Origin of the sequence: Magnetospirillum fulvum MGU-K5 (genome assembly GCF_000442515.1) — a bacterium.
In the GTDB taxonomy this organism is placed as follows: Bacteria; Pseudomonadota; Alphaproteobacteria; order Rhodospirillales; family Magnetospirillaceae; genus Phaeospirillum; species Phaeospirillum fulvum_B.
The window spans coordinates 1-26,199 of record NZ_AQPH01000054.1 but is presented as its reverse complement, the minus strand read 5'-3'; the positions used below and the strand labels follow the sequence as shown (position 1 = coordinate 26,199).

Genomic DNA, 26,199 nt, shown 5'->3' with positions numbered 1-26,199 from the left:
TCGAATCTCTGGTTGCGGCACGCACCGCCGACCTGGAAGCCGCCGAAGCGCGGGTGCGGTTGATCCTGGAATCCACCGCCGACGGGCTGTACGGAGTCGATCCAGAAGGGCGGATCACCTTTTCCAATCCCAGTGCCAGAGCGATGCTCGGCTATACCGCCGCCCAGTTACAGGGCCGGTTCTCCTACGATCTGCTGATGCACGATCCCGACGAGGCCGCGCCAGTCACCCGGATATCGCCCTCGATCCAGGACACGTTGCGCACGGGACGGGTCAGCCGGGTCGAAGACACGACCTTCCGTCACGCCGACGGACATCTGATCCACGTCGGCTACTCCTCCCACCCGATGATCCGCGAGGGCGAGATCATCGGCGCGGTAGTCAGCTTCCGCGACATTTCCCGGCGCAAAGCCACCGAAGCAGCGCGCGAAGCCGCATTGTCCGAGGCTGAACGTCTGGCTCGGGTCCGGCGCGAATTCCTGGCCAATATGAGCCACGAAATCCGCACACCGCTGACCGCCGTGCTGGGGTTGGCCCGGATCGGAGCCCGGGAGACCGATCCGCGCAAATGCCAGGATTATTTCGACGCGATTCTCGATGCCGGCAACGGTCTTCAAGGCGTGGTCGACGATATCCTTGATTTTTCCAAGATCGAATCCGGCAAGATGCAGGTCGAAGAAATCCCGACCCTTCTGGGCGAGGTGATCGACCGTGCGATTCGCACCGTTTCGATGCGGGCCTACGCCAAGGACTTACGCTTGTCGGTCGAGGAAGCGCCCGATCTGCCCGCGGAATGCCTGGGCGATGCGAAACGGCTCTATCAGATTCTAGTCAATCTGCTCTCCAATGCCGTCAAGTTCACCCCCTCCGGCGGCTCGGTCACCCTGTCGGTCTCGGTTGCATCCGGGGCGCTGAGCTTCGCGGTCGCCGATACCGGGATCGGCATGGCTCCCGACATCGTGGGGCGGCTGTTCCTGCCGTTCGAACAGGCGGATGGTTCGACCACCCGGCAATTCGGCGGTACCGGGCTGGGACTGGCGATCACCAATCATCTGATCGAGTTAATGCAGGGTACCATTTCGGTCGAGACCGCGCCGGGACATGGCAGCCGGTTCGAAGTCCGTCTTCCGCTGATCGGGGCGGTGGCGCAGAACCCGCTGCCTCGGGGAACCCTTGCTCTGTTCGGTCTTGACGCTGACGAGACTGCCCGTCTTGTCGATTCGTTCCCCGATTGCCGGGTGCTGACGTCGCTCGACTCCCTGCCCGATCAGGCTGACCTGATCGCCATCGACGCCATGGCCCTGGCCGATCCGGCCAACCGGACCGCAATCGAAGCCGCTTTGGCCCGCCGATCCCGTCTGGTCGGGGTGACCGTGCCGGGCCTTAGCGATATCCCGTCCCACTGGCGGGATTCGATCTCGCGGATTGAGCGGCCGCTGCGGCTGCGCCAGATCCAGGCCGAGTTGAGCACGGTGCAACAGACCGGGCTGTCGGCCACCCTTCTTCCGCCGCATGCCCGGCTGGCTGGTCTGTCGCTGTTGGCCGCCGAAGACAACGAGGTCAACCGGCTGGTGCTCGACGACATCCTTCAGACCGAAGGGGCTGAATTTACGATCGTCGAAAACGGACGAGTGGCCCTTGACGAATTACGCGGAACCGGACCGAAGCGGTATGACGTCGTCCTCACCGACATCCAGATGCCGGAAATGGATGGCTATGCCCTGGCCCGCGCGCTCGTTGCGCTCGATCCCGACCTGCCGGTGATCGGCTTGACCGCCCATGCGATGGAGGAGGAGCAAAAACGCTGCCTGGAATCCGGCATGGTTGAACATGTCGTCAAGCCGATTGATCCTGATTTGCTGGTCACGGCAATCCTGCGCCACACCCGGCGAGGAGGAGCAAAAGAGCAGAACGGAGCCATACCCCCCTTGTCTGATCGGTGCTGATACCATTGTTCTTGGTGTCGATTTTGGCGAGCAGGGTCTAATTGCGGCATGCCGCTAGACAAAAATACATATCGTCACCATATAACCTTTGTCTTAAATTTGCCTTCTGGGCAACGAGGATCCTGTCATGCTGATAGACGATCTCAAAATCGGCACCAAAAACGTTCTGGTGATCGGCGTGATGGCGATCATCGTCGTCGGTGCCGGTGGTTTCGCCGCCCTGCAAATGAAGGCCATCGACGACGCCTATATCGACGTGATCGAGCGGGTCAACACCTCGGCCACGCTGATCGCCCGGACCAATCGTCTGTTTACCCGATACGGCCGCAACGCCTATTCGCTGGCGCTGGAAAGCAGCGCAGAGGGCAATGCCGGCGTGATGAAAGAGGTCGCCGACAGCCAGAAAGACGTCGAATCGCTCCTCGCCACAATTCGCCAGAAAGTTCCCGAATACAGTGCCGAAATCGATTCGGTAACCCAGAAGGTCGAAGGCACGTTCAACACCTGTTCCGGTGCCATTCAGTATGCCAGCCAAGCCACAACGCCCGAGGATATTGTCAAAGCAGGAGCCCGGCTGAAGAGTGAGTGTGACCCGTCATTCGAAGCCACCTCCAAAGCCCTGGTTCAGGTCACCGACAGCTTCATCACCCACGCGAAGGAAAGTTCCGACAAACTGTCCGCCGAGACCTATCGCACCATCGTCATTACCCTCAGCGGGATTGCGGTGGGATTGGTCTTGGGGATGCTGTTCGCGTTATGGGTCTCGCGCAAGGCGATTGTCGCCCCGTTGACTCGCCTGGGCGGAACGATGCAGCGTCTGGCCGACGGCGATCTGTCCACCTCCGTCGATGGATCGACCCGAAAAGATGAAGTCGGCGACATGGCCCGGACGGTCGAAATCTTCAAAACCAATGCCATCGCGCAGCGCCGGATGGAAGAAAAGGAAAAGACCGAACTGCTCGCCCGGGAAACCCGGACCCGCCAGATCGAACACCTGACCCGAAGCTTCGAGACCGCCGTCGCCACGATGCTGGACAGCATGACCGGCGCGACCCATCAGCTTGAAACCACCGCCGCCGCGATGAACAGCAATGCGGAGCAGACCGCGTCGCAGGCCTCCCATGTCGGGAATGCCACCAACCAGGCATCGTCCAATGTCCAGGCGGTTGCCTCGGCGGCAGAAGAACTTTCGGCATCAATCAGCGAGATCAGCCGCCAGGTTGTCCAATCGAGCCAGACCGCCCGCACCGCCGCCGCCGAAGCGGAAGCGACCAACAGCGTCGTCAAGGGATTGGCGGAAAACTCCAGCAAGATCGGCATCGTCGTCAATCTGATCTCCGACATCGCCAGCCAGACCAATCTTCTCGCCTTGAATGCCACCATCGAGGCGGCACGGGCGGGTGAAGCGGGCAAGGGCTTTGCCGTCGTCGCGGGCGAGGTCAAGCATCTTGCCAACCAGACCGCCAAGGCGACCGAGGAAATCTCCACCCAGATCGGCGCGGTGCAAAGCGCCACGACCGAAGCGGTCGCCGCGATTGGCGGCATCGTCGCACGGATCAGCGAAATCAATCATATTGCCGACGCCATCGCGGCGGCGGTCGAGGAACAATCGGCCGCCACCCGTGAAATCGCCCGCAATGTTCAGGAAGCGGCCCGCAGCACCGACGATGTCGTCGGCAATATCCAGGAGGTCAACAAGGCCGCGTCGGAAACCGGAACCGCGGCCAGCCTCGTTCTCGCCTCGTCTCAGGGGTTATCGGCGCAAACTGCGACGCTTGACGGAGAGGTCAAACGTTTCCTGAGTGGCGTCCGTTCGGCATAGCCATCGCGGGATCGGTCGGGCACGCATCCGAACCCCGGTGGCGTTCAAGCCGTCGCTGCATTAGGATCGCGCCACAATTGACGAGGTTGACGATGACCGATGGATTGAAGTGCCCCGAGTGCGGCTCGGAAAATGTTTATAACGACGGCACCCTCTGGGTTTGCCCGGATTGCGCCCACGAATGGAACCCGGAAACCGCCAGCGGCGAATCGGGTGCGGACGGGTCCGACGTGCGGGATGCCAATGGCAACGTCCTCGCTGACGGCGATTCCGTGACCGTGATCAAGGATCTGAAGGTCAAAGGATCATCCCTGGTGGTCAAAGGCGGAACCAAGGTGAAGGGCATCCGGCTGGTCGATGCCACCGACGGGCACAACATCGCCTGTAAGATCGACGGCATCGGCGCGATGAATTTGAAGTCCGAATTCGTCAAGAAGGCGTAAGCGTTCAATCCGGCCCAAGGTCGGCTGCCCCACCGGGGCCATCCTTGGGCCGGACCGTCCGGATCGCGCCGTTCGTCCCCCGATCAGGTCGCCCGCACCAAATGCGCAGAGCGCGCCGGAGTGACGATGACGGGGGTACGCGGTGCCACCCCATCCGGACTAGGCAGGCGCGGCGTGGCGATGGCTTGATCCGCCCCCAACAGAACCAGAACCACCCCCACCAGACCGAAGAGCGTCAGTGCCCGGCTCATGCTACCCGGCTCCGGCATTCCGTCACGAACCGTCCGCCCGAGGTCTGGATGAACAGGCGCGAATCTGGCGAGACATCGGCCAGACAGCGGGCAAGGTCAACAGCATCGCCGCGACGGCGGAAATTGCGTTCGTTGCGGTCGCCTTCCCGACGCAGCGACCAGAGACCGTCGCTTTTCCGAAAAACCCAGACGACCAAAGGCTCTGCGGTCGGGAGCACGGGCGGAGAAGTGGAAAGACCGGCAATCATGGCGGACCTCGCATCATCCTTGCGATGGAATGCAGACACGCGAAGGATGCCGGATCAGGGCGCAAAGGAGCGATACGGGACTCCGTCTCCGCAGCATCAACGCCCTTTTGATCGCGCGGCAATGCCGCCCGTCGGACGCCAGGGGAAGGACGGCACGCCCTCCCCCTGCGCCTTGGTCGCCGCCCCTTTCGATCAGGCGCTGGCGCCGACGGTGGTGGTGTAGATTTTCTCGAGCAGAGTCAGCGCCCCCCGATAGCCGACATAGGCCCGCGACAGCACCACTTCGTAAGACGAGGGAAAGCCGACTTCGACAATCGCGCCCTTCAATTCCTTGGCCAGATCGCGTTCCCAGGTGGTGCCGAAGATGATCGGCGGCTTGTGACCGAAATTGGTTTCCCGCAGCTTCTGATGGATGGTGAAGCTGTCTTCCTCGAATTCGATCTCGGTGGATACGTCGTCGGCAATTGCCCGGAACTGCGCCCGGATGTCGTCGCGCACCTCTTCGGGCGGGTTGTCGGTGACGATCTGGCGGCCGGGGATCAGGCCCAATTGGTTGACGAGAAACCGGGTCAGGGCCAGGGCATAGGCGCTGTCACCGACGACCGCGAATTTGGCCGGAAGCCCCCACCAATATTCGGCGTAAAAGTCGGTGAAATCCTCGATATATTTATAATAGCGGGTTTCCTCGTCCTTGATGAACGCCTCGGCCTTCTTCTTGGCCCGGCCCTTGTTGAGACCGGCATAGTCCAGCACCCGGCGCAGAAACGCCCCGGTTTCCTTCGCCCCGATCGGAAGAACCGGCGTATGCAGGAAGGGCTGGCCGTACTTCGCTTCCAGATGCCGGGCGGTTTCCAGGCCCAGCCACGGCCCCAGCACCAGATTGAACTGGGCCTGGGGAATGGCTTTCCATTCCGCGACCCCGGATGATTCCGGTCCGAACAGGATGTTGACCTTGAGACCGATGCCTTCAAGGATCCGTTTGATCTCGGTCAGATCGCCGCGCCAGAAGGTGTTGTGGTAGGGCAGCAGCGACCAGACATTGACCTGTCCCTTGACCCGCTCGCCCTCATACGCGCCAACGAACTGATCGATGATCGCCCGGGTGACCAATTCATGGCCGGTAAAGTTGTTGCCGCGAAAGCCGCCGGTTTCGGCAAAGACGATCGGCACGCCGCGTTGCTGGAACGGTTTGACCACCGAGCCGACATCGTCGCCGACCAGATCGGAGATGCAGCCGGTCAGCACCACGAACAGATCAGCATCCAGAACCTTCAACGTCGCGCCGATCAGTTCGGTCAAGCGGTCGGCTCCCCCGAACACCACTTCGCGCTCTGACGCATTGGTGCTGGGCACCACCGCGCCGCCGCCATACCCGCCGCCCTGAAAGCCGTTATAGAAGGACAGATTCATAAACTGTTTGTCGGCGCAGCCCGGTCCGCAATGGGTGATCGGAATCGCGCGCGGGATCGCGGCAACGCTCTGCATCGCCCCGATCGAGCAGCCATAGCGAACCTGCTCGATCGAGTTGGTCTTGTCGGGGCCGGGGTGGGCCACCGCCGACTTATCCTGGGATTGAATGATCGACATCGGTTTCTCCGGTTACTCGGCGGCGGGGCGGGCCAGAACAAAGGGATCGTCTTGTTCCAACCACCATTTCCGATAAGGCAACCGGACATGGGCGGCGAGATCCTGGTGGAACTTCTTGTGCGCCAGCACGTCGAGGATCGATTCGCCCAGATTGAGGATGCCCTGATAGCCGACGGCGTGATGTTCGTCGCCTAAGGGGATCGCTGGAATGCCGAGGCGCGCCGCCAGCGGGGCCAGCCCGTTATGGCGGATGATGATGAAGTCGGGCTTGACCCGTTGCAGCAGGGCATAGAACTGATATTGCTGACGGTTGCCGACGGTGAATTGCGGCACTTCGCCATAGGTATCGAGCAGGTGGGCCAGCGAATCCTGGCGCGGATCCTGGCTGTCGTAGACCGGGTCGTGGTGGAACACCAGCGAGCCATCGACCTCGACCCCCAACTCGCGCAACACCCCGATCAGACCGTGGGCGTACGCCGAGCCGGTCGAGACATAGCCCTTCTTGCCCTTCAGCAATTCGCGCAGTTCCTCCAGGCGCGGCTGGACCCGCGCGTGCTCGCGGGCGATATAGTCCTCGGCCCGGCCCTCGCGATTGGTGACGCGGGCGATCTCGCGCAGCCAGGCATCGGTCCCGGCAAACCCATAGGGCTGCGGGGCCTTGACCTCGGTGACGCCGAACTCCTGCTCCAGCGCCGCCGCCATATAAGACGACAGGGTGTAGCAAAAGCCAATCGTCGCCACCGCCTCGGACATCTGGGCCAGATCCTCGACCGTGGCGAGATCGACGACGTAATTCACCCGCAAGCCCAGTTCGGCCAGGATCGGGGTAAAGACGTCCGATCCCCACAGATTGATGACATTGACCAAGTCATCCTGCTTCTTCTCGGGAACCTTGCGGACGATCTGGCGCAGGATGCCGTGCTGGGTCGCATCGAACCCGGTGCTCCAATGCTTCGATTTGAAGCCCTCGCAATGGAGCGGGATCACCGGAATCCCCAGTTCGGTCTCAAGCTGTCCGGCGACGCTTTCGATATCGTCCCCGATGATCGCGGTGGCGCATGAGGTGGCGATGAAGATCGCCTTGGGATGATGGCGGTCCCACGCATCGCGGATGGTCCGTTCCAGCTTGGCCACCCCGCCGAACACCATGTCGCGCTCGCCAAGATTGGTGCTGATCAGGTGCAGGTTGGACACCGGCAAGCCACGCAGCGCCAGCCCGTTGCGGTAGATCGAGTTATAGATCACCTGGCCGGTACCGCATCCGATCGGGGAATGCTGGATCAGCACCGCGTCACGGACATTGCCCGCCTGGCATTCGACCATCTGCTCGCTGCATACCGAGCCTTGGGTGAACGGGCTGTTCAATTCGCAGACCCGGCGGGCCTTCTGACCGCACTTGCTCTCGCAGCCGCCGCGGGCATAGGCGGATTCCTTTGACAGATCAGACGCCTTACCGTCCCACCCGATGATGGTGCCCAGCCGCTGTTCGCGGCTTTCGACCACCGAGGTCTTCAGATTAATCGGCATGATCGCAATCCTTTACGATGCGGCCAGAAGCTGATTGCCCCGTTCGATCTCGATCAAATGATCGGCCCAACTGGCCGACCAGTCGCGCAATTCCTGCTGATTGAGCGGAGTCGGCACCTTGGACTCGGTGTGGTCGGCGATGCGGCGGGCGAGACGGCGATAGATATCGGCCTGTTCCGAATGAGGGGCCGCCTCGATGGTGGTCTTCCCCTGCAATTCGGCCTGGGTCACCGTCAGGGACCGGGGGACATACTCGATCACCTGGGTCTGGGTCCGGGTGACGAAATCCTCGACGATCTCGCGGTGGAAGCCGGTATTGATCGAATTGGCAATCACGCCGCCCAACAAAGCCCCGCCCTTGTTCGAATAGGTCTGAATGCCCTTGAACAGATTGTTGGCGGCATAGATCGCCATGAAGTCCGAGGAGGAGACGGTAAAGACGTGCTCGGCAATCCCTTCGCGCACCGGCACGGCAAAGCCGCCGCACACGACGTCGCCGAGAACGTCGTAAATGACGTAATCGAGGTCGAGTTCCTCGAAAATGTCCTGCTGCTTCAGCAGTTCAACCGCCGAGATGATGCCGCGCCCGGCGCATCCCACCCCCGGCTGCGGCCCCCCGCCTCGACGCAATAGATGCCGCCAAAGCCCTGGAAAATCGCGTCGTGGGCATCGACTCGGGCGTTTTGCCGCAGCAGATCCAGCACCGACGGAATGTATTCGCCACCGCGCAGAGTGTTGGTCGAATCGGCTTTCGGGTCGCAGCCGAACTGCATCACCTTGTAGCCAGCCTCAACCAGGGCCGCGCTGATGTTCGAGGTGGTGGTCGATTTGCCGATGCCGCCCTTGCCATAGATCGCGATCTGTTTCGGTTTCTTGCTCGCCATGACGGTTGAGATCCTTGCTCTTGGAGATGGAATGAAACGCACGCGGCATCAGCCGTGCGAAAAGGTGCTCTCTTGCGCCGGACGCCCGGCATACAGCGCGTCGGAAACGTCGGTCAGCCCGGGGATGCCGCAAGCATCGGCGCGGCAGCGGCTGCAATGGCTAAAGACGGTCAGGTGACGGCGGGCCACGGCCTGAGCCTCGGCCGTTTGCGCCGCTGTCGGCGCAAGGCGATCGGCGAAGTGATGGCCGGGCAGCAGCGGAATCAAATTGATCATCGAGGCCCCGGCCTCGGCGACTGTGCGCGCCACCGCGTCGATATGGCCGTCATTGAGACCGGGGATCAGCACGGTGTTGACCTTGATGATCCCGCCCAACGCGACGATGCGGCGGATGCCCTCGATCTGATTGGCGATCAGACGCCGGGCGGCGGCAATCCCGCTCAACCGGCTTCCGTGATAGGTGATCGTCGGGCTGATTTCGGCCTGGATCACCGGATCGACGGCATTGACGGTGACGGTGACCGTCCCCACCCCGGCGGCGATCACCTGTTCGGCCTGCTCGGCCAACAACAGCCCATTGGTCGACAGGCAATTGATCAGGTCGGGAAAGGCGGTGTGAATCCGCTCAAAGGCGCGCAGGGCATGGGGTGTGCACAGGGTATCACCCGGCCCGGCGATGCCGACCACCGAGAGCGTCGGGCATAGCTCAAGAGCCCGCCTCACCACCTCGACCGCCTGATCGACCGCGACCAGACCCCGCGCCACCCCGGGGCGGTGTTCGTCGCGGTTAAAGTCGCGGTGGCAAAACCGGCAGGTGATGTTACAGGCGGGACTGACCGGCAGATGGAGTCGGCCGCTTTTGGCGTGCCCCTCGGGAGTCAGGCTGAAGCAGGGATGACGGCCTTCCAACTGGGGAAACGGCGATACCGCGATCTGTTTGCGGTGCCCTGCGCAATGGCCGGATTGCTCGCCCTCGGCACCGGCAAAGACGGGGGGAAGCACGCTCATCGCAATGCCATCTGCGGCGTCGACCCAAGCGAAGGATCGAATCGTCCAGAGGACAAGAAAACGGATTGGCGATCCTGACGTCCACCGGCATCCCTGCGCGACATGTCTTCTCCCGGTCAATCGTTATCAACGGGCACAGCCTCACCTTGGCTGCATCCGTCAGGCGAATTGAACGCCCGGCGACCGGCACATGTCAATTAAATCTATAAGTCTAGTATATAAATAATCTTAGCTAGGGCCGCCCCGCGTTGCCTCAGGCCGAGGAACTGGCCCGGCTGGGATGTCGGGATCAGGCCTTTGTCATGTTGCGGTGGCTGGCCGATCACCCCACCCCATAATCTGGTCCAGCCAGCCGCCCCCGATTGATCGCTGCGACGGGAAGGCATTTGAGACCAAGGACGGGCGACCCGGTTCACCCCCGGATCGCCCGTCTTGTGCATCGTCGGCACGGCCCCGTCAAAAGACAGAGGTGACGCACACATCTTTCTGACCGGAGGCTTTCCGCATCCGCGCAATCATCGCCACCAGGATAATGGCAATCACCAGTCCGACGGACAGAGCCGCGGCGTATCCGGCGCGGGCCGCCAGCGCCGTTGTTGCTGCCATCACCAAAATCTCGCCCATCGTCTGCAACCCCTGAAATACCGAATAATCGGTGCCGGGTTGCTTTCCCTGCTGGGCGAAGCGCATCAGCAGGGTATAGGACGCGACAGTGCAGATGCCGATCCCGAGACCGCTCGCCGTCGCCAATCCCCACACCGCCGCCGGAACGGCCAGGGTCGGGTCCAGCGCCAGGGCCGTCCAGAACAGAGAGCTGGCTCCGACCAGACTCCCCCCCAGCACCAAAGTCGGCAGCGGGCCAAAGCGCACCACCGTGACACCGGCGATGCCGCATCCCGCGACGATCATCAGCGTGTTGCCGGTTCCCGACAGGGTACCGACCGCATCCAGGGACCAGCCCGCATCAATCAGGAACAGCTTCGCCACCCCGAAGGACACCGCGCCCCCCATGGTGGCACACATCCCCAGCAGCAGCAGGGGCAGCGCCCCCGGACGGTGGAAGAAGGCCCGCAGCGATGCCGGAGCCGGGTTCGTGCCTTGCGGCGGCTCGGGTTCCCGCCACAAAGCGACGGGAACGCCGCACAGCAGAACCATCGCCGCCAGTCCCAGCAGAGTCGCCAGATGACCGACCGTGCCGATTCCGATCATCGCCCCCGGCCCGCCCGCCAGCATCCCCATCATGAAGCCCGCGACCTGGAAGGTGTTGATATGGGCCAGCCCGGTCCCGTGCAGACGCTCGGACGCCAGCCCATCGGTGGCGATATCCTGGGTGGCGCTGACCAGCGAGGCGACCGCGACCAAAGCCAGCAAAGCGGGCGCGTTGTCGGCGGTGAAGGGCAAAAAAGCCATTGCGGCAAGACTGAGGGCCAGCCCCGTCTGCATCGGCAAAATCCAACTGCGACGGCGGCCGAGGCGAGGTGTCCAGCGATTCTCGACCATCGAGGCCCAGAAGAACTTGAACACCCAAGGCAGACTGGCCAGCGGCACCAGTGCGATCAGGTTGAGCGAGGCGCCACCGTCACGCAGCAGCACCGGATAGGCTTGAAAAGCCAATCCCACCGGCAACCCCTGCACCAGATAGAGGCACCCGATCATCGCCAGAAGTTTCGGCCCTTCTGTGGCCCGTGCGGTGTGGGTCATGCTCACCACCGCGCCGTCATCGTTACGCCGAAGGTCTGCGGATCACCGGCGATCCCGGCATAGACCGGAGCGGCGACGGAGCCGACATTGAACGCCCGGGTGGCATAGGTGGCGTTCAGGGCGTTCTTGATCCAAAAGGCGATTTCGTAACTGTCGAATTGATAGCCGGTCTTCATGTTAAGCAAGCCATAGGGCTTTTCTTTCTGGGTATTGGCCGAGTCGTAATAGATGTCGCCGGTCCCCAGCCAGTCGATATGAGCGTAAACCCCTTCCTCGAAGCGGTAATCCGCCCCCAGGCTGTAGGTGTAAGCGGGGGCGTTCGGCGGACGATTCCCGGCGTAATCGTGGCCGTTATCGACATAGCGGACGAAATGGGCATCGTTCCAGCCGCCGCCTGCTTTCAGCAGCAGCGCCTTACTCGCCTGCCACGCCAGTTCCAGTTCGACACCGCGGCTGACGCTGCGCCCCGCATTGGTAATGTTCGATTGCGACAGGACCGTTTCCTCGACCTGCTGATCAGTCCAGTCGATCCAGAACAGCGAAAGTTTGCTCTGAAGACGATTGCCGAACCCGGTGTGTTTGACGCCGATTTCGTAATTCTTGGTGTATTCCGGTCGATAGAGTTCCTGCCCCCGGTCGGCCAGATTGTTGAATCCGCCCGCCTTGTAGCCTTCGGAATAGGTGACATAGCTCAACAGATTATCGAGCGGCTTATATTCCAGCCCCAGCTTGGGCAGCCAGGCGTGAAACGTCATCGTCGAATCGGAGCTGAAATCGGTGCCGAACGCCGCCATGGTCTGACGGCTTTCGACCTGTTTGCGCTCGATGTCGTACCGCAGGCCGGTAATCAGCGACAGAGTATCAACCAGCGGCCAACTGACCTGACCGAACGCCGCCATGTTGCGGGTGTCGGTGGTGGTATCGACCGACTGGACCCCGCGCGTCAGGCCGGGAATCCCATAGGCGCTGAGATCCATGTCCATGTCGAAATGATTGCGGTCGGTCTGATCGAAATAATAGAGGCCACCGACCCAGCGCGGCCCGGTCGCCCCTTCGAGCGAACTCAAGCGGACTTCCTGGGTAAAGCGTGAGTAATCGACCTCGGTCCTGAGCCGCAACAGATCGGCGGCGGTGGCATCAACGTCATACGAGGTCTTCTTGCGCTCGCTGGTAAACGCGGAAATCGAGGTGATGTTGAACAGCCGGGCTTCATAGCTGGCCCGGAGGTTCCCCCCATGGGTATCGCTGTTGTTCGAGCCGATGAAGTTCGACGACACCGTGTGCGGATCGTCGCGCAACTGGCTCAACAGCGCGATGTTGGTCGATCCTTCGCGGTAGCGTTGTCCGTCATAGGTGGCGACGACATCCCAGCTTTCCTTGGGCCTCCACCGCACCTTGAACCGTGCGTTGACGTCGTTGGCATCGTCGGCCCGGTTGGTGTCGCCGGGATCGCGGGTGAAATAACCGTTGGTATCGAGGGCCTGGATCGCCGCCCGGTAGGACCAATCCTGGTTTCCCAGCGATCCGCCGGAAATCGCGCTGACGGTCTTGCGATTGTAATTGCCGTAGCCGACCGAGACCTGTCCCTCGCGATAGGGTTCGGGATCGCGGGTGATGATGTTGACCGCCCCGGCCTCGGTATTGCGGCCATACAGGGTCGATTGCGGACCGCGCAGGACTTCGACGCGATCGATGTCGAGCAATTCCATATCGACGTTGCGGTAATGAACCCCATCGACGAAGAACCCGACCGGCTGTTCGGCTTCCATGAACGGGGTGACGCCGCGCATCGACAGAAAGGCGACGCTGGAATGTTGCCCCGCCTTGGTCATGTACATGTTGGGGACCTGACGAACGACATCAATCGTATCCTTGCCGCCCGATCGTTCGAGATCCTCGCCGGTCACCACCGTCATGCTGACCGGGGTGTCTTGCTCGGTGGACGACATTTTTTCTGCGGTGACGGTGACGGCTTTAAGCTGATGAGCCTCGTCGCCCGAAGACGTCGAGGCGGCGGCATCTTTTTCTTCGGCCAGGGCGACCGCGCCGCTCATCATCTGGGCCACGATCAATCCGACCATACCGGGCATGCTCCGGCTGCGTTTCGCCTTCGTCACCAATTTCATTCCACTCCCCTAACCAAGGATCTCCCCCGCATCGGCCAACGGCAATATGCGAATGAAAATCATAATTAGGCGATAACCACAGCTCTCCCCGAATCCGGTCGGCGAATGCCCGAAACGGAATCATTTCAGCGCCCCGCCACCACCCACAGCCAACGGCCCATAGCCCACGTGCAAAATAATCCCGATCCGAGCCGCGCCGGACCCGATCGGGGGAGAGAGCGGCCGCCCGCTTGTCCTATCAAGGCCGATCAAACGGCGGACGATTGGAAGCGGGGACGAGATGACGGATGGCACCAACGATCAAAACGGTCTTTCCGTTCCGGCCCTGCTGGTCTCGCTGCTGTCGCCCGAGAAAGTGTGGCTGGGTCTGGCCGTAGCGCTCGCCCCGCTGGCGGCGCTGGCCGATCTGCTGCCCTATGCCATTCTCAGTTATTCGGTCGGGGCGGTGTTATCGGGCCAGGGACGCCCCGACGATCTGGTTCTGCTGGCCGGGCTGGTCGGGGCAGCCCTGGTCCTTAAATACCTGTTTTACAGTCTCGCCTATTATTTCAGCCATGTTGCCGCCTTCCGGCTGCTGGCCGACATCCGCCAGACCCTGGTCCGCCGCCTCGCCGCCGCGCCGATGAACTGGCTGTACCGGAACAGTTCCGGGCATCTCAAAAAAATCGTGGTTCAGGACGTCGAGCGACTGGAGCAATTCATCGCCCACCACACGGTGGAATGCCTGGCAGCGGCCAGCAGCCCGCTTTTTGTCGCCTTGGTCCTCGCCTGGATCGATTGGCGTCTGGCCGCCGCCGCCGTGCTGACGGTTCCGCTGGCGGCGCTGGCTCAGGCGGCGCTGATGCGGGGGTTGGGACCACGAATCGAGGCGTATAGCCGCGCCATCGGCGACCTGAACGGGGCAAGCGTCGAATATGTCCGCAACGCCCCGGTGATGAAAGCGTTCGGCCTGAATGCCCATTCCTTCCAACGGATGCGCGATTTACTGACGCGCTATCACGATCTGATCACCGCGATGACCCGGCAGACGGTTCCCGGCTGGTCGGTGTTCATGGTCCTGCTCGGGGCCAATCTGGTGTTTCTGCTGCCGGTCTCCCTGTGGCTTGTCCGCCAGGGCACGATCAGCCCGGCCGAAACCATCCTGGCCCTGACGCTGGGCAGTTTCATGCTGAAGCCGCTGTTCAAGGTGGCCCATTTCTCTTCGGAAATCCGCGAGATCGCCGCCGGTCTGCGCCGTCTTGCCCCCCTTCTTGCCTTTGCGCCAAGCCAGGATTCGGCCGCGCGCGAGACTCCCCCGACGCTCTGGCTCAGCTTTCGGCACGTATCGTTCGCCTTTGAGTCCCGGCCGGTTCTAAAGGATGTCAGCTTCACCCTGGTGGCCGGAACGGTCACCGCTTTGGTTGGCCCCTCCGGCGCAGGAAAAAGCACCATCGCCCATCTGATCGGCGGGCTCGCCCCCCCCGGTTCCGGCGACATTCTGGTCAACGGGATGCCTCTCTCGGGGCTTGGCGATGCCGAACGGGGGGCCTGGATCACGGTGGCAGCGCAGGACGCCTTCCTGTTTCGCGGTACGCTGCTGGAGAATGTGCGGCTGGGTCGGCCTGATGCGACCGACGAAGATGTTCACCGGGCGGCCCGGATTGCCCAGGTGGCGGACTTTGTCGCAACGCTCCCCGACGGGTTCGCCACCATGGTCGGCGAACAGGGAACCCGCCTGTCCGGGGGCGAACGCCAACGCATCGCCATCGCCCGCGCCCTGTTGACCGATGCCCCTCTGTTGGTGCTGGACGAGGCGACCGCCTTCGCCGACAGCCGAACCGAGCGCCGGTTCTATCAGTCCCTGCGCGAGGCCTATCCGGACAAGACGCTGTTAATCATCGCCCACCGGCTGACCTCGATCGAACACGCAGATCAAATTCTGGTCCTCAAGGATGGGGAATTGGTCGATTGCGGTCGCCACGAATCGCTGATCTCCCGTTGTTCGCTCTACCACACCTTATGGCAGCGCCAGTTCGACAGCGAGACCTGGACCATCCGACCTGGAGAGACCGCCGATGCCGCCCTTTCTTGAATCCATGACGCGGGTCGTTGCCGCCAGCGGCAGGCCGACCGGCCGTTTGTGGCGCGGACTGGTGGTGCGGGTCCTGGAACGGATTTGCGCCATCGCGCCCTTCTTCCTGGGCTATTTATGGTTGGAAGACACGCTGTCGGGCGGCTCACCGAACGGCTCGATCGCTCTGCTTGCGTTATGCCTCGCCGCCTGTCTGGCCGGCCAGTTGCTCTGTTCGTATCTGGGGCAGTTGAACTGCTTCCTCGGGGCCTACGATCTGATGATCGGATACCGGGAACGGGTGATCGACCATATCGGCCGTCTGCCGCTGGGGGTCTCGCAAGGACAGCGGGCGGGGCATCTGGCCGGACTCGTCACCGAGGACGTCAAGCGGGTCGAGGACATCTTCACCCACATCTCCGCCGAACTGGTCACCGCCGCCGCCGTACCCCTGCTCTATCTGGCCGTGCTGGCGTGGGTGGATTGGCGGCTGTCGTTGGGGCTGGTGGTGACACTGCCGCTGGCGGTGATCGGACTGAACGCCGCCAGCGGCTTTTTCCTGGAACGGGGGCGGCACAAGCAGGAATTACTCCTCGATACCTCCGGACTGATCGTCGAATTCGTCACCGGCATCTGCACCTTGCGCCTGTTCAATCAGGCGGGTCCGTGGCTGGATCGCCTCGACCGCCGCTTCGCCGAAATTCGCCACGCCAGCCTGGGGGTGGAGGCCTGGGGCGGCGGCTCGATCCAGCTCTATCGGTTCTGTCTCGAACTCGGTCTGGTGACGCTGCTGCTGACGGCGGCCTGGCTGGCCGCATCCGGCGATCTTCGCCCCCTGACCTGGCTGCTATTCGGTCTGGTGGCGGGAAAGTTGCTCGAACCGCTGCTCGACGCTTCGGCGTTCCTGACTGAGTTACGCTCGATGACGTTGGGGGAGCGGCGGGTGCGCGCGTTGCTGGACGAACCGCTGCTCCGCGACGGCACCCAATCGCTGTCGGTTGCGGACGACGTCGCCTTCGATGGCGTCAGCTTCCGCTATCAGGACGAATGGGTTCTGCGCGATCTGTCATTCCACGCCGCCAAGGGAACAATGACGGCGATCGTGGGGCCGTCGGGTGCGGGCAAGAGCACCGTGTTGCACCTGCTCGCCCGCTTCTTCGACCCCCAATCCGGTGCGGTCCGCTATTCTGGACTCGATTGCCGCGACCTCGAATCCGACCAGCTTTACCGTCATCTCGGCATTGTGTTCCAGACCGTCCAATTGTTCGACGGCACCATTCTCGACAATGTGCGGATCGGACGGCCTGGGGCCAGCGACGAAGAGGTCGCCGCCGCCTGTCATGCGGCCTATTGCGACGGGTTCCTGTCGCGCCTGCCGGGTGGGCTGCACACCCGGATCGGCGAGAACGGCCAATGCCTGTCGGGCGGCGAGCGCCAGCGTCTGTCGATTGCCCGCGCCCTGCTCAAAGATGCGCCGATCCTGCTGTTGGACGAAGCCACCGCCTCGGTCGATCCGGAAGCGCAGTATGAAATTCAGCAGGCGCTGTCGCGTCTGGCCCGAAACCGGACGGTGATCGTGGTGGCGCACCGTCTCCACACCATCCGCCATGCCGACCAGATCCTCGTGCTCGATCAGGGGCGATTGGTCGAACGGGGACGGCACGAGGCGCTGCTCGCCCAAGGCGGCCTGTACGCGGAGCTTTGGCAGGATCAGGGCCGTTAGGAACGGATCAATCGAGCGCCCCCCGGCGCGCTTCGCTGGGCAGAACCCCGAATTGCTTCCGGAAGGCGGCGCTGAAATGACTGACGTTGCTGTATCCCAGCCTCATCGCGGTTTCGGTCACGCCATACCGCTGCAACAGGGCGCGGGCACGGTCCATCCGTTCGCGCTGGAACAGCGCATAAATGCTGTGGCCGAACAGCGCCTTGAACCCGCGTTTCAGCTTCAGTTGATTAAGCCCGGTTTCGCGCGCGAGTTCGGCGATCGTCGGCGGGGCGCTGAGATCGAGGAGCAGCCGCTCGCGCGCCATCAGCAGCGCCTTGCGCTCCCGCCAAGAGACCGGACCGCCCTCCTCCTGAGACTGGTACGAGCCCAGGTGCCAGGCGAGAAATTCAAGGGCGGCGGCGTGGATCAGCAGGCGGCGGGGCGTTGCATCATCGATCAACCGGGCCAGACGTGCCGCGGCATCGCAGGCGCGGCGATTATGCCCGTTGCGGTAGACACAAAAACCACGGCCCAGGTCGTCCCCGATCCGGTCGTAATCGCTGCCCGCCAAATCCGAAAGGGTGTCCGGCGTTATCATCAACTCGACGTTCCGGTAATGGCCCGGAAGGGTCAGGCTGAACCGCTCGCCTGGGGCATAGCTGGTCAGCAGATGTCCGGCTTCCAGCAGCAAGGCATGACAACCGAACGCGACGTCGACCGGGCCGTTGAACAGGCAACTGAAATGGACGCAGGCGTGGTCGTTGCAGGCGGCGATCTGAACCGGCGTCTCGTTGCGAAAAGACACCAGCGATACGGTTGCCCCCGGCAACAAATCCACCGGCTTGACATCGACCCCCGGCGGCCGCCCCGCCGCAACCGGGCTGTGGTCACTGAAAAATTCCGATGAGCGCAGCTCGTACAAGGAGGCCTCCGTCGCGTTCGAGGCGATGACCGCCCCCGGATTGTGGCGGACGCACCCGCGCACAATGATAATTATAACTCTTATTCGCAACATGTTTGTCGGAAGGGGGCACACAGGCGCTCCGCACCACCCGATCATCGAATCACAGATCGAGACAGTAGGAAAAACCGCCAAAAGACGTATTGCAATCAATTATCGTTCGCAATATTAATCCCCATTATATCCCTCTTGAATGAGGGTGCCATCGACAGCAACAAGGCATCGACATCATGGTGAAGGCGGCGACCATCCATCCTTTGGCCCTGACTATCCTGGGATTCGCCCTCGTCCTGACGGGCGGTGCAGCCCAGGCTCAACCCACCTCCCCTCCCGTTCCCGGCCAGCTTCCCCACGATCTGTCGCCGTGGGGGATGTTCACCCATGCCGATCCGGTGGTGCAGACGGTGATGATCGGTCTGGCCCTGGCCTCGGTCGCGACCTGGACGGTCTGGCTGGCCAAGACGATCGAACTCTATCGGGCGCGACAGCGGGTGTGCGCCGTCCTGAGCGGACTGGACGGAACCCGCTCTCTGACCGAGGCGCACCGCCTCGTCGAGGGCCATTCCGGGCCGGAAGCCCACCTGATCCGGGCCGCGATGGCCGAAGCCAAACTGTCGGCCGACATTCCCGGCGAAGGGCTGAAAGAGCGGGTGGAAACCAAGCTGGACCGGATTGAGGCGGCGGCAGGGCGGCGGATGGCAATGGGCACCGGCATCCTGGCGACAATCGGCTCGATCGCTCCCTTCGTCGGCCTGTTCGGCACGGTGTGGGGGATCATGAACAGCTTCGTCGGTATCAGCAAATCCCAGACCACCAATCTGGCGGTGGTGGCTCCCGGCATCGCCGAAGCCCTGCTCGCCACCGCGCTGGGGCTGGTCGCCGCGATTCCGGCGGTGGTGATCTATAATATGTTCGCCCGCTCGGTCTCGGGCTACAAGGCGTTGTTGAGCGACACCGCCGCCGAGGTGCTGCGGCTGGTCAGTCGCGATCTTGACCGCCGGGCTCTGCCCTTGCGCGCGGCGGCCGAATAATGGCGGGCAAGCCCCAATCCGGCGATGATCTCGGCGAAATGCACGAGATCAACGTCACCCCGTTCATCGACGTGATGCTGGTTCTGCTGATCATCTTCATGGTCGCGGCCCCGCTGGCGACGGTCGATGTTAAGGTCGACCTGCCCAGTTCCACCGCCGAACCCGCCCCCAAGCCGGACAAGCCGCTGACGGTGACGATCCGGGCCGACGGCACCCTGGCCATCGGCAACGACACGGTGGCAAAGGATGCGCTGTCCCAAGCCCTGGCTGCGGCCAGCAACAAGGACACCGATCAGCGGGTGTTTCTGCGCGCCGACAAGACGATTGAATATGGTGCGCTGATGGAGGTGATGGATACCTTGCGCGATGCGGGATATCTGAAGGTCGCGCTGGTCGGGCTGGAAGGACGGTCATGACCGGGGCGGCACGGGCAGAGGACCAGGACGATAACGCCGTCCGGGTGTGGGGCATGTCGGGCGGGCTGGTCCTGATGCTCCATGCCAGCCTGATCGCAACCGCCATCTCGTGGCAAGCAAGCCATCCCCTTTCTCTGCCGCCAGCCGCGCCGATGATGATCGATCTGGCCCCGCTTCCCACACCTGAAGCGCCGCCAAAGCCGGTTACACCGCCGCCGCCACCGAAGCCGGTCGAGCGCAAAGTGGTTGAGCCGGTCAAACGTCCGCCGCCGCTGGTCCGCAAGGCCGAGGTCGCGTTGCCCAAGCCGGTCGAAGCCCCCCGACCCCTCCCACGGCGGCTGCGCCGCCCGAACCGCCACAACCCGCCATCGCTCCCGCGACACAACCCGCTCCGGCCCAACCCTCGGCGGCGGCAATCGACGCTCGCCGCTCGTGGCAAGGCGCATTGCTGGCGCATCTGGAACGCCACAAACGCTATCCCCGCGCCGCCCAGACCCGACGACAGGAAGGGATCGTCTCCGTCCGCTTCACGATGAATCGCAACGGCGGACTGGTTTCCGCCACGCTGGAGCGAAGCAGTGGGGCCGCCATCCTCGACGACGAAGGGCAGGCTCTGCTGGAACGGGCTCAGCCACTGCCCGTACCGCCCCCCGAGGTCAAAGGCGACACCATCGAGCTGGTGGTCCCGATCGAATTCTTCCTGAAGTAATCCGGGTGGGATTACCACCACCCCCGAAATTGGGCCCGCCTGGGGATGACGTCTCCGGGCGGCCCCTGCGTCATCATTCCCAGGCGGACGAACACCATCGCGGCAGGTGTGGACCTGGACGCGGGCGTGAAAGCGGGATATTGATGAGAATGATTGTTAATATCTTTTAATGCCCGCACCGCATGGCGAAGGAGAGAGGCATGTCATTTCTGCCACCCGGCCCGATCCGGTCGGAGATTCCCGCCTCGGCTCTGCTACGCGATGTTTCCGTCCTGCGGCTCGATTCGGCCTCGGCCTGCGACCTGATCACACGCAATCTACAGGACGGGATCGAACTGCTGATATGGCGGGGACGGTTTAGCCGACCGCTCGACATGACCATCCGCGACGATAGCGAGCGCATTCATTTTACCTTCACCCTTCGTGGCCGGTCGTGGCTGCGGTTCGAGGATGGCGGCGGGCGCGAGCATCTCGTCGAGGCAGGCGGCAGTTGCATCAGCTTCAATCCCGGCTGCCGGGGTCGGTTCAGCCAACAAGATCAGGTTGAAAGCGTGACGGTGATGATCCGCCCCGATCTGTTCGAGCCGTGGTGCGACGGCATTGACACCTCGCTCCGGCGGGCGCTTGGGTCCGGCCGCTGCGTCGCCGCCGGGCGGGCGGCGGCCGAACTGACGGCGGCAGCGGCTGGACTGGTTGATGGGGCGGAACGCCGCCCGCCGCTCTGGCTGCTGGGCCAAAGCCTGACCCTGGTCGGGCTGGCGCTGGAAACCCACACCCCGCCCACCGCCGTGATCTCGCCAGCGGAACGGCGGAAGCTGGCGCGGGCTCGCGATCGCCTGCTCGCCGACCTCAGCCAGCCGCCGACGATCGCCGATCTCGCCCGCGAGGTCCATCTGAGTGCACCACGATTGAAACGCGGCTTTCGCCAACTGTTCGACAGCAGCATCTACGGCCTGTTCCAGCGCGAGCGGATGTACGAGGCTCACCACCGCCTGAGCCAGGGAGAATCCTCGGTCCTGGGGATCGCTTCCGAACTCGGCTACACCAACGCCAGCCACTTTGCCGCCGCTTTCCGTAAGCAGTTCGGTATCAATCCCTCCGCCCTCAAACGCTCCGCCTGAATAGTCGGTCGTGAAAAAGTCCTTCGGCCGTTGGCCTCAGTGTACTTTTCCCCGGTTCAAAAAGAATCCCCGTGCTCAATCAAGCTTTCCGCGCGGGGATGGATTTGCTTCCCTCCGAGGCCGATGGGCGACGCCCACGGCTTCGGAGGCGGGATTTCACCAGCTTTGCGCACTTAAGCGGCGCAAAGCTGGTGAAACAGACAACACGAAAAATGGGCGCTGGGCCGCCCCTAGCCCATTTTTCTCCTTTTAATCCAACGGGAAAAAGTACACCGAGCGACAGCGAGGGACTTTTTCACGGGAGACTGAATATCCAGGCGGAGTCCGCCTCTTTCGTTTTTGAGCCGATCAGGGTCGGCCCCGGCCCGATCCGGGTGGAGACCAACTGCGCGCATCCCCGATCATCGCCACCGATGCTTCCCCCGCGCCGGATGGACCCGATGGCCGACCCTCAAAAGCCCCCCGCACACAAGAAAAAGGTCGTGGCCCTCGCCCTGGTCGGCGGACTCGCCGTGCTGATCGCCGCTGGTCAGATCTACCACCAGACCCACGGCCGCTATTTCCAATCGACCAATAACGCGTATGTCCAGGCGGATTCGGTGACGGTCTCCTCCAAGGTCGCCGGGATCGTCGAGCAGGTGCTGGTCAGCGCCAACCAGGACGTCCAGTACGGTGACCCGCTGGTCCGGATCGACGCCCGCGACTACCGCGCCCAGGCAGCCCAGGCCGAAGCCGAGATCGGGATGGCCCGCGCCCAGGCCGATAACACGCGGGCTCAGATCCGCGAGCAGCAGGCGGCGATCGCCCAGGCCCGAGCACGGCTCGACGCGGCCCGGGAAAGCGCCCGCTTTGCCGAGGCCGAGGTGGCGCGCTACGAACCCCTGGTCGCCTCCGGGGCGGAAACCCGGCAGCAACTCGCGCGACTGCGCACCGAGGCGCGTCAGGCCAACGCCGAGTTGGCGGGCCACCATGCCGCACTGGCCCACGCCGAACGACGGATAACCGCACTGGAGGCCGGTGTCGCTCAGGCCGAGGCCCAGGCCCGTGCCGCCGAGGCACGGCTGCGTGTGGCCACAGTCAACGTCGAGGCCAGCCTTATTACCGCCAGCACTGATGGCCGAATCGGCAACCTTGCCGTCCGCACCGGCCAATACGCCCAGATCGGCCAGCGGATGATGGCGGTGGTGCCGCTCGGCCGGTTGTATGTCGAGGCCAACTTCAAGGAAACCCAGGTCGGCCTGATGCGGATCGGCCAGCCGGTGCGGATCGAGGTTGATGCCCTGCCCAACGTCGAGATCGTCGGCCGGGTGACCAGCATTTCCCCCGGCACCGGGGCACAATTCTCGCTGCTGCCCCCCCAGAACGCGACGGGTAATTTCACCAAGATCGTCCAGCGCGTCCCGGTGCGGATAGCGATCGAGGCTGCGGCCTCGGTGCAGGCCCTGCTGGTGCCCGGACTGTCAGTCGAGGCCGAGGTCGATACCCGATCCGCCAGCGACGACCTCACCCGGCTGGCCCAGGCGGGCGGCGGGCGATGAACACGCCGGAGCGGGCCGCGCCCGGTGCCTGGCTGGCGGTAATCGCCGGCACGTTGGGGGCCTTCATGGCCACCCTCGATATCTCAATCGTCAACGCCGCCCTGCCGACAATCCAGGGCGAGATCGGTGCCAGCGCCACCGAGGGCACCTGGATCAGCACCGCCTATCTGGTCGCCGAGATCATCATCATCCCGCTCAGCGCCTGGCTGGTCCGCCTGCTCGGGTTGCGCACCTTCCTGCTGCTGGTGGCGGGGCTGTTCACCGCCTTCTCGATCCTGTGTGGTTTATCCACCTCGCTCGAAATGATGATCATCGGCCGCAGCGGCCAGGGCCTCAGCGGCGGAGCGATGATCCCCACGGCAATGACCATCATCGCCACCCGCTTACCGCCGCACCAGCAGATGATGGGCAATGCCCTGTTCGGTATGACCGCGATCCTCGGCCCGGTGCTGGGACCGCTGGTCGGCGGAGCCTTGACCGAGGCGACCAGTTGGCGCCACGCCTTCTTCATCAATCTGCCGATCGGCCTCGCTCTGGCAACGCTACTTCTGGCCGGGCTGAGGCACGAACGGGCCAATCCCGACCTGATCCGCGAAGCCGACTGGCTCGGCATCATCGGCATGACCCTCGGCCTCGGCTGCCTGACCGTTATTCTGGAAGAGGGGCAGCGCGAGCAATGGTTCGACTCGCCCTTTATCCTCCGCCTTGCCCTGGCCTCCGGCCTCGGCTTCCTGCTGCTCCTGGCTGGGCAGAAGCTGGCGGCCCGGCCGGTAATCCGGCTGAGCCTGCTGCTTGATCGTCAGTTCGGTAGCGTGGTGATGATGGGCATCTTGCTCGGGATGGTGTTGTACGGCACCTCTTACCTGATCCCCCAGTTCCTCGCGGCCATTGCCGATTACAACGCCCTCCAGGCAGGGCAGATCGTGCTCCTGGGCGGGGTGCCCTCCTTGGTGCTGATGCCGCTGACACCGCTGCTGATGCGCAGGCTTGACGTCCGGCTGGCGGTCGGGTTCGGCCTGCTGACGATGGCGGTTAGTTGCTGGATGGAAACCACCATGACGATCGATTCGGTCGGCTCTGACTTTGCGCTGTCGCAGGTGCTGCGCGGAGTCGGGCAGGTGCTGGCAATCCTGTTCCTTAATCAGGCGGCGATGAGTTCGGTCCCGCCCGAACAGGCTGGCGACGCCTCCGGCCTGTTCAATGCCGCCCGCAATATGGGGGGATCGGTCGCCCTTGCCGGTATCGCCACCCTCCAGGACCAGCGTTTCTGGCTGCACAGCCGCCACATCGAGGAAATGGTGTCGGCCAATGCCGAATCTACCGCCGCCGCCCTTGATCTATGGGGACAGGGCGATCCCGTCTTAGGCCTGTTCTCTCTGGCCGACCAAATCCACAAACAGGCATTGGTGATGACCTACAACGATCTGTTCTGGCTGCTGGGCAGCGGCGTCGCCGCCGTGGCCCTGCTGGCGCTGTTCCTGCGCCCCCCGCGTTCCGGCACAGCGGCGACGGCGGACTGAGATGATTGCTCTACCTCGCCTCGTCTGGCTGGCTCTGGCTCTGTGCCTGCCCGGCTGTCTGCTCGGGCCGGACTATGCCGGACCGCCCCCCGTTTTGACCACGGACACCGGCTTCGCCCGCGCCACTCCGGCCGAGATGGCGCCGCCACTGGCGCGCTGGTGGGAGCCGTTGGCCGACCCACAGCTCGACTCGCTGATGATGCGAGCGCTGGCGATCAACCCCGATCTGGCCGCGACAGTGGCGCGGACCCGTGCGGCACGGGCGGTTCTCGCTATCCGCACCGCCGAGCTGCGCCCAACGGTTGGCACCCAGGCGCTGTACCTGCATGGTCATACGTCCGGGGTCGATTTCGGCGCGATCCGCGACGGTGACAGCGACAAAGACGGGAAGAGCGATTTCGATTATTACAGCCTTGGCTTCAATGCCAGTTGGGAGGTCGATTTGTTCGGCCGTCAGCGGCGGGGCGTCGAAGCCGCCACCGCGCAGATCGAGGCGGCAGAGGCCAGCCTGGACGACGCCCGGCTGTCGCTATCGGCCAACCTGACGCGGACCTATGTCGCCCTGCGCGACCGTCAGCGGCGGCTGGCCCTGGCGCGGGAGAGCGAGGCCCTGCGCCGCCAAGGGCTCGACCTGCTGCGGCAACGCTACGATCAGGGCATCGCCAGCGAGGTGGAGATCGAGCGCCAGCGGATGCGGATCGAAGAACCACGCATTCGCGCCGCCCAGTTGGAAGCGGAGGTCGCAGCCCAGCTGGATGCGCTGGCGGTGCTGGTTGGAGCAGCCCCAGGCGCACTTGATGCCGAACTGGCTTCGCCCACCCCGCCGCCGCTGCCTCCGACGACGGTGACGGTGGGAGACCCGGCCACGTTGCTGCTGCGGCGGCCGGATATCCGCGCCGCCGAACGGGCGCTGGCGGCCGACACCGCCATGATCGGCATCGCTGCCGCCGCGCGCTTCCCCAAGCTCACCCTGCTCGGTACCCTCGGCGTCGGCGGCACCGACCTGTCCAGCCTGGGTCGACTCGACGATCCGATGCTCTTCGCCTTGCCGCGCCTCGAATGGGCTCTGTTCGATTTTGGCCGGGCCGAAGCCAAACAGGCCCAGGCCGAAGCTCTGCGCGACGAGACCGAAGCTCGCTATCGCGGCGTGGTGCTGGCCGCCCTGCGCGATGCCGAAGACGCCCTGGCTCTCTTCCAGGCCAGCCGCGAGCGGGTAGCCGGTCAGGCCCGTACCCTGGCGGCGGCCGAACGCGCGGTGAGCCTGCTCCGGCAGCGCGAACAGGGGGGCACCGCGAACACTCTCCAGCGTCTCGACGCCGAGGATCAGCGGGTAACGGCTGCCGCCGCCCTATCCGAGGCCGAGGCTGACCTGACCCGCGATTACGCCGCCTTGCAGACCGCCCTTGGCCTGGGGTGGGCAGAGTCCGCTCCAGGCAGCGACCCTCTCGGAAGGAAAAATACCGATACGGGTAAAGACTAGCACCGTTTCGGCGAGAGAGCTGGACGGAACGGGCCGTATGCTCGCGCAGAATTGATAATCAGTCTCGTTCGCACATTGTCGCGGGAGCACTATCGTCATGAATGTCGCCAAGCTGGTCGGTGAAC

Annotated in this window: 20 protein-coding genes and 1 pseudogene; 13 read left to right on the top strand and 8 right to left on the bottom strand. The window is 63.6% G+C overall.

Annotated elements, in window-relative coordinates; all coding sequences use genetic code 11:
- The 3 genes from K678_RS12815 to K678_RS12805 all read left to right on the top strand — a co-directional run.
- Positions 1-1,946, top strand: a 1,946-nt coding sequence (locus K678_RS12815) for a PAS domain-containing hybrid sensor histidine kinase/response regulator (protein ID WP_021132887.1), incomplete at its 5' end; no start/stop codon positions are given.
- A gap of 127 nt (positions 1,947-2,073) precedes the next feature.
- The gene (locus tag K678_RS12810; protein WP_021132886.1) at positions 2,074-3,768 is read left to right on the top strand and encodes a methyl-accepting chemotaxis protein; all 1,695 of its coding nucleotides are present in this window, start codon (positions 2,074-2,076) and stop codon (positions 3,766-3,768) included.
- Positions 3,769-3,860: 92 nt separating this feature from the next.
- Positions 3,861-4,211, top strand: a complete 351-nt coding sequence (locus K678_RS12805; RefSeq protein WP_021132885.1) for a zinc ribbon domain-containing protein YjdM — start codon at positions 3,861-3,863, stop codon at positions 4,209-4,211.
- An 83-nt stretch (positions 4,212-4,294) separates the two neighbouring features.
- On the opposite strand, the gene K678_RS18735 is transcribed toward K678_RS12805, so the two are convergent.
- The 7 genes and pseudogenes from K678_RS18735 to K678_RS12765 all read right to left on the bottom strand — a co-directional run bounded on the left by K678_RS18735 (position 4,295) and on the right by K678_RS12765 (position 13,498).
- Positions 4,295-4,462 (bottom strand): hypothetical protein, encoded by a 168-nt coding sequence (locus K678_RS18735; RefSeq protein WP_155804543.1) that lies wholly within the window; start codon positions 4,460-4,462, stop codon positions 4,295-4,297.
- 440 nt (positions 4,463-4,902) lie between these two features.
- Complete coding sequence (locus K678_RS12795; RefSeq protein WP_021132883.1) at positions 4,903-6,297, bottom strand: nitrogenase component 1; 1,395 nt, start codon at positions 6,295-6,297, stop codon at positions 4,903-4,905.
- A 12-nt stretch (positions 6,298-6,309) separates the two neighbouring features.
- Positions 6,310-7,824 (bottom strand): nitrogenase component 1, encoded by a 1,515-nt coding sequence (locus K678_RS12790; RefSeq protein ID WP_021132882.1) that lies wholly within the window; start codon positions 7,822-7,824, stop codon positions 6,310-6,312.
- A 12-nt stretch (positions 7,825-7,836) separates the two neighbouring features.
- Positions 7,837-8,708: pseudogene (gene nifH / locus K678_RS12785) on the bottom strand (nitrogenase iron protein).
- Positions 8,709-8,756: 48 nt separating this feature from the next.
- On the bottom strand, positions 8,757-9,716 hold the full coding sequence (locus tag K678_RS12780; protein WP_021132881.1) for a radical SAM protein: 960 nt from the start codon (positions 9,714-9,716) through the stop codon (positions 8,757-8,759).
- 456 nt (positions 9,717-10,172) lie between these two features.
- On the bottom strand, positions 10,173-11,417 hold the full coding sequence (locus K678_RS12770) for an MFS transporter (RefSeq protein WP_051185929.1): 1,245 nt from the start codon (positions 11,415-11,417) through the stop codon (positions 10,173-10,175).
- A 2-nt stretch (positions 11,418-11,419) separates the two neighbouring features.
- On the bottom strand, positions 11,420-13,498 hold the full coding sequence (locus K678_RS12765) for a TonB-dependent receptor (protein ID WP_231376256.1): 2,079 nt from the start codon (positions 13,496-13,498) through the stop codon (positions 11,420-11,422).
- Between the two features lie 325 nt (positions 13,499-13,823).
- On the opposite strand from K678_RS12765, the gene K678_RS12760 reads away from it, so the two are divergent.
- Together K678_RS12760 and K678_RS12755 are read left to right on the top strand one after the other, a co-directional pair.
- On the top strand, positions 13,824-15,614 hold the full coding sequence (locus K678_RS12760; RefSeq protein ID WP_021132878.1) for an ABC transporter ATP-binding protein: 1,791 nt from the start codon (positions 13,824-13,826) through the stop codon (positions 15,612-15,614).
- Positions 15,598-17,316, top strand: a complete 1,719-nt coding sequence (locus K678_RS12755) for an ABC transporter ATP-binding protein (protein WP_021132877.1) — start codon at positions 15,598-15,600, stop codon at positions 17,314-17,316. The genes K678_RS12760 and K678_RS12755 overlap by 17 nt, the downstream gene beginning before the upstream one ends.
- A 7-nt stretch (positions 17,317-17,323) precedes the next feature.
- On the opposite strand, the gene K678_RS12750 is transcribed toward K678_RS12755, so the two are convergent.
- Positions 17,324-18,220 (bottom strand): helix-turn-helix transcriptional regulator, encoded by an 897-nt coding sequence (locus K678_RS12750; protein WP_039853101.1) that lies wholly within the window; start codon positions 18,218-18,220, stop codon positions 17,324-17,326.
- Positions 18,221-18,489: 269 nt separating this feature from the next.
- Between K678_RS12750 and exbB the strand changes: the two genes are divergently transcribed.
- The 8 genes from exbB to K678_RS12715 all read left to right on the top strand — a co-directional run bounded on the left by exbB (position 18,490) and on the right by K678_RS12715 (position 26,074).
- Positions 18,490-19,290, top strand: coding sequence for a tonB-system energizer ExbB (gene exbB, locus K678_RS12745; RefSeq protein WP_021132875.1), 801 nt, complete (start codon positions 18,490-18,492; stop codon positions 19,288-19,290).
- Entirely contained in the window at positions 19,290-19,706 is a 417-nt protein-coding gene (exbD, locus tag K678_RS12740) for a TonB system transport protein ExbD (protein WP_021132874.1), read from the top strand. The genes exbB and exbD overlap by 1 nt, the downstream gene beginning before the upstream one ends.
- Positions 19,703-20,242: a hypothetical protein gene (locus tag K678_RS19100; protein ID WP_196802582.1), complete on the top strand. Its 540-nt coding sequence runs from the start codon at positions 19,703-19,705 to the stop codon at positions 20,240-20,242. The genes exbD and K678_RS19100 overlap by 4 nt, the downstream gene beginning before the upstream one ends.
- Positions 20,152-20,415, top strand: coding sequence for an energy transducer TonB family protein (locus K678_RS19095; RefSeq protein WP_021132873.1), 264 nt, complete (start codon positions 20,152-20,154; stop codon positions 20,413-20,415). Before K678_RS19100 ends, K678_RS19095 begins: the two co-directional genes overlap by 91 nt.
- Before the next feature lie 200 nt (positions 20,416-20,615).
- Entirely contained in the window at positions 20,616-21,536 is a 921-nt protein-coding gene (locus K678_RS12730) for a helix-turn-helix domain-containing protein (protein ID WP_021132872.1), read from the top strand.
- A gap of 440 nt (positions 21,537-21,976) precedes the next feature.
- Positions 21,977-23,074 (top strand): HlyD family secretion protein, encoded by a 1,098-nt coding sequence (locus K678_RS12725; RefSeq protein WP_039853096.1) that lies wholly within the window; start codon positions 21,977-21,979, stop codon positions 23,072-23,074.
- Positions 23,071-24,594: an MDR family MFS transporter gene (locus K678_RS12720; protein WP_021132870.1), complete on the top strand. Its 1,524-nt coding sequence runs from the start codon at positions 23,071-23,073 to the stop codon at positions 24,592-24,594. Before K678_RS12725 ends, K678_RS12720 begins: the two co-directional genes overlap by 4 nt.
- Position 24,595: 1 nt before the next feature.
- Positions 24,596-26,074, top strand: coding sequence for an efflux transporter outer membrane subunit (locus K678_RS12715; RefSeq protein WP_021132869.1), 1,479 nt, complete (start codon positions 24,596-24,598; stop codon positions 26,072-26,074).
- Positions 26,075-26,199: the final 125 nt, after the last annotated feature.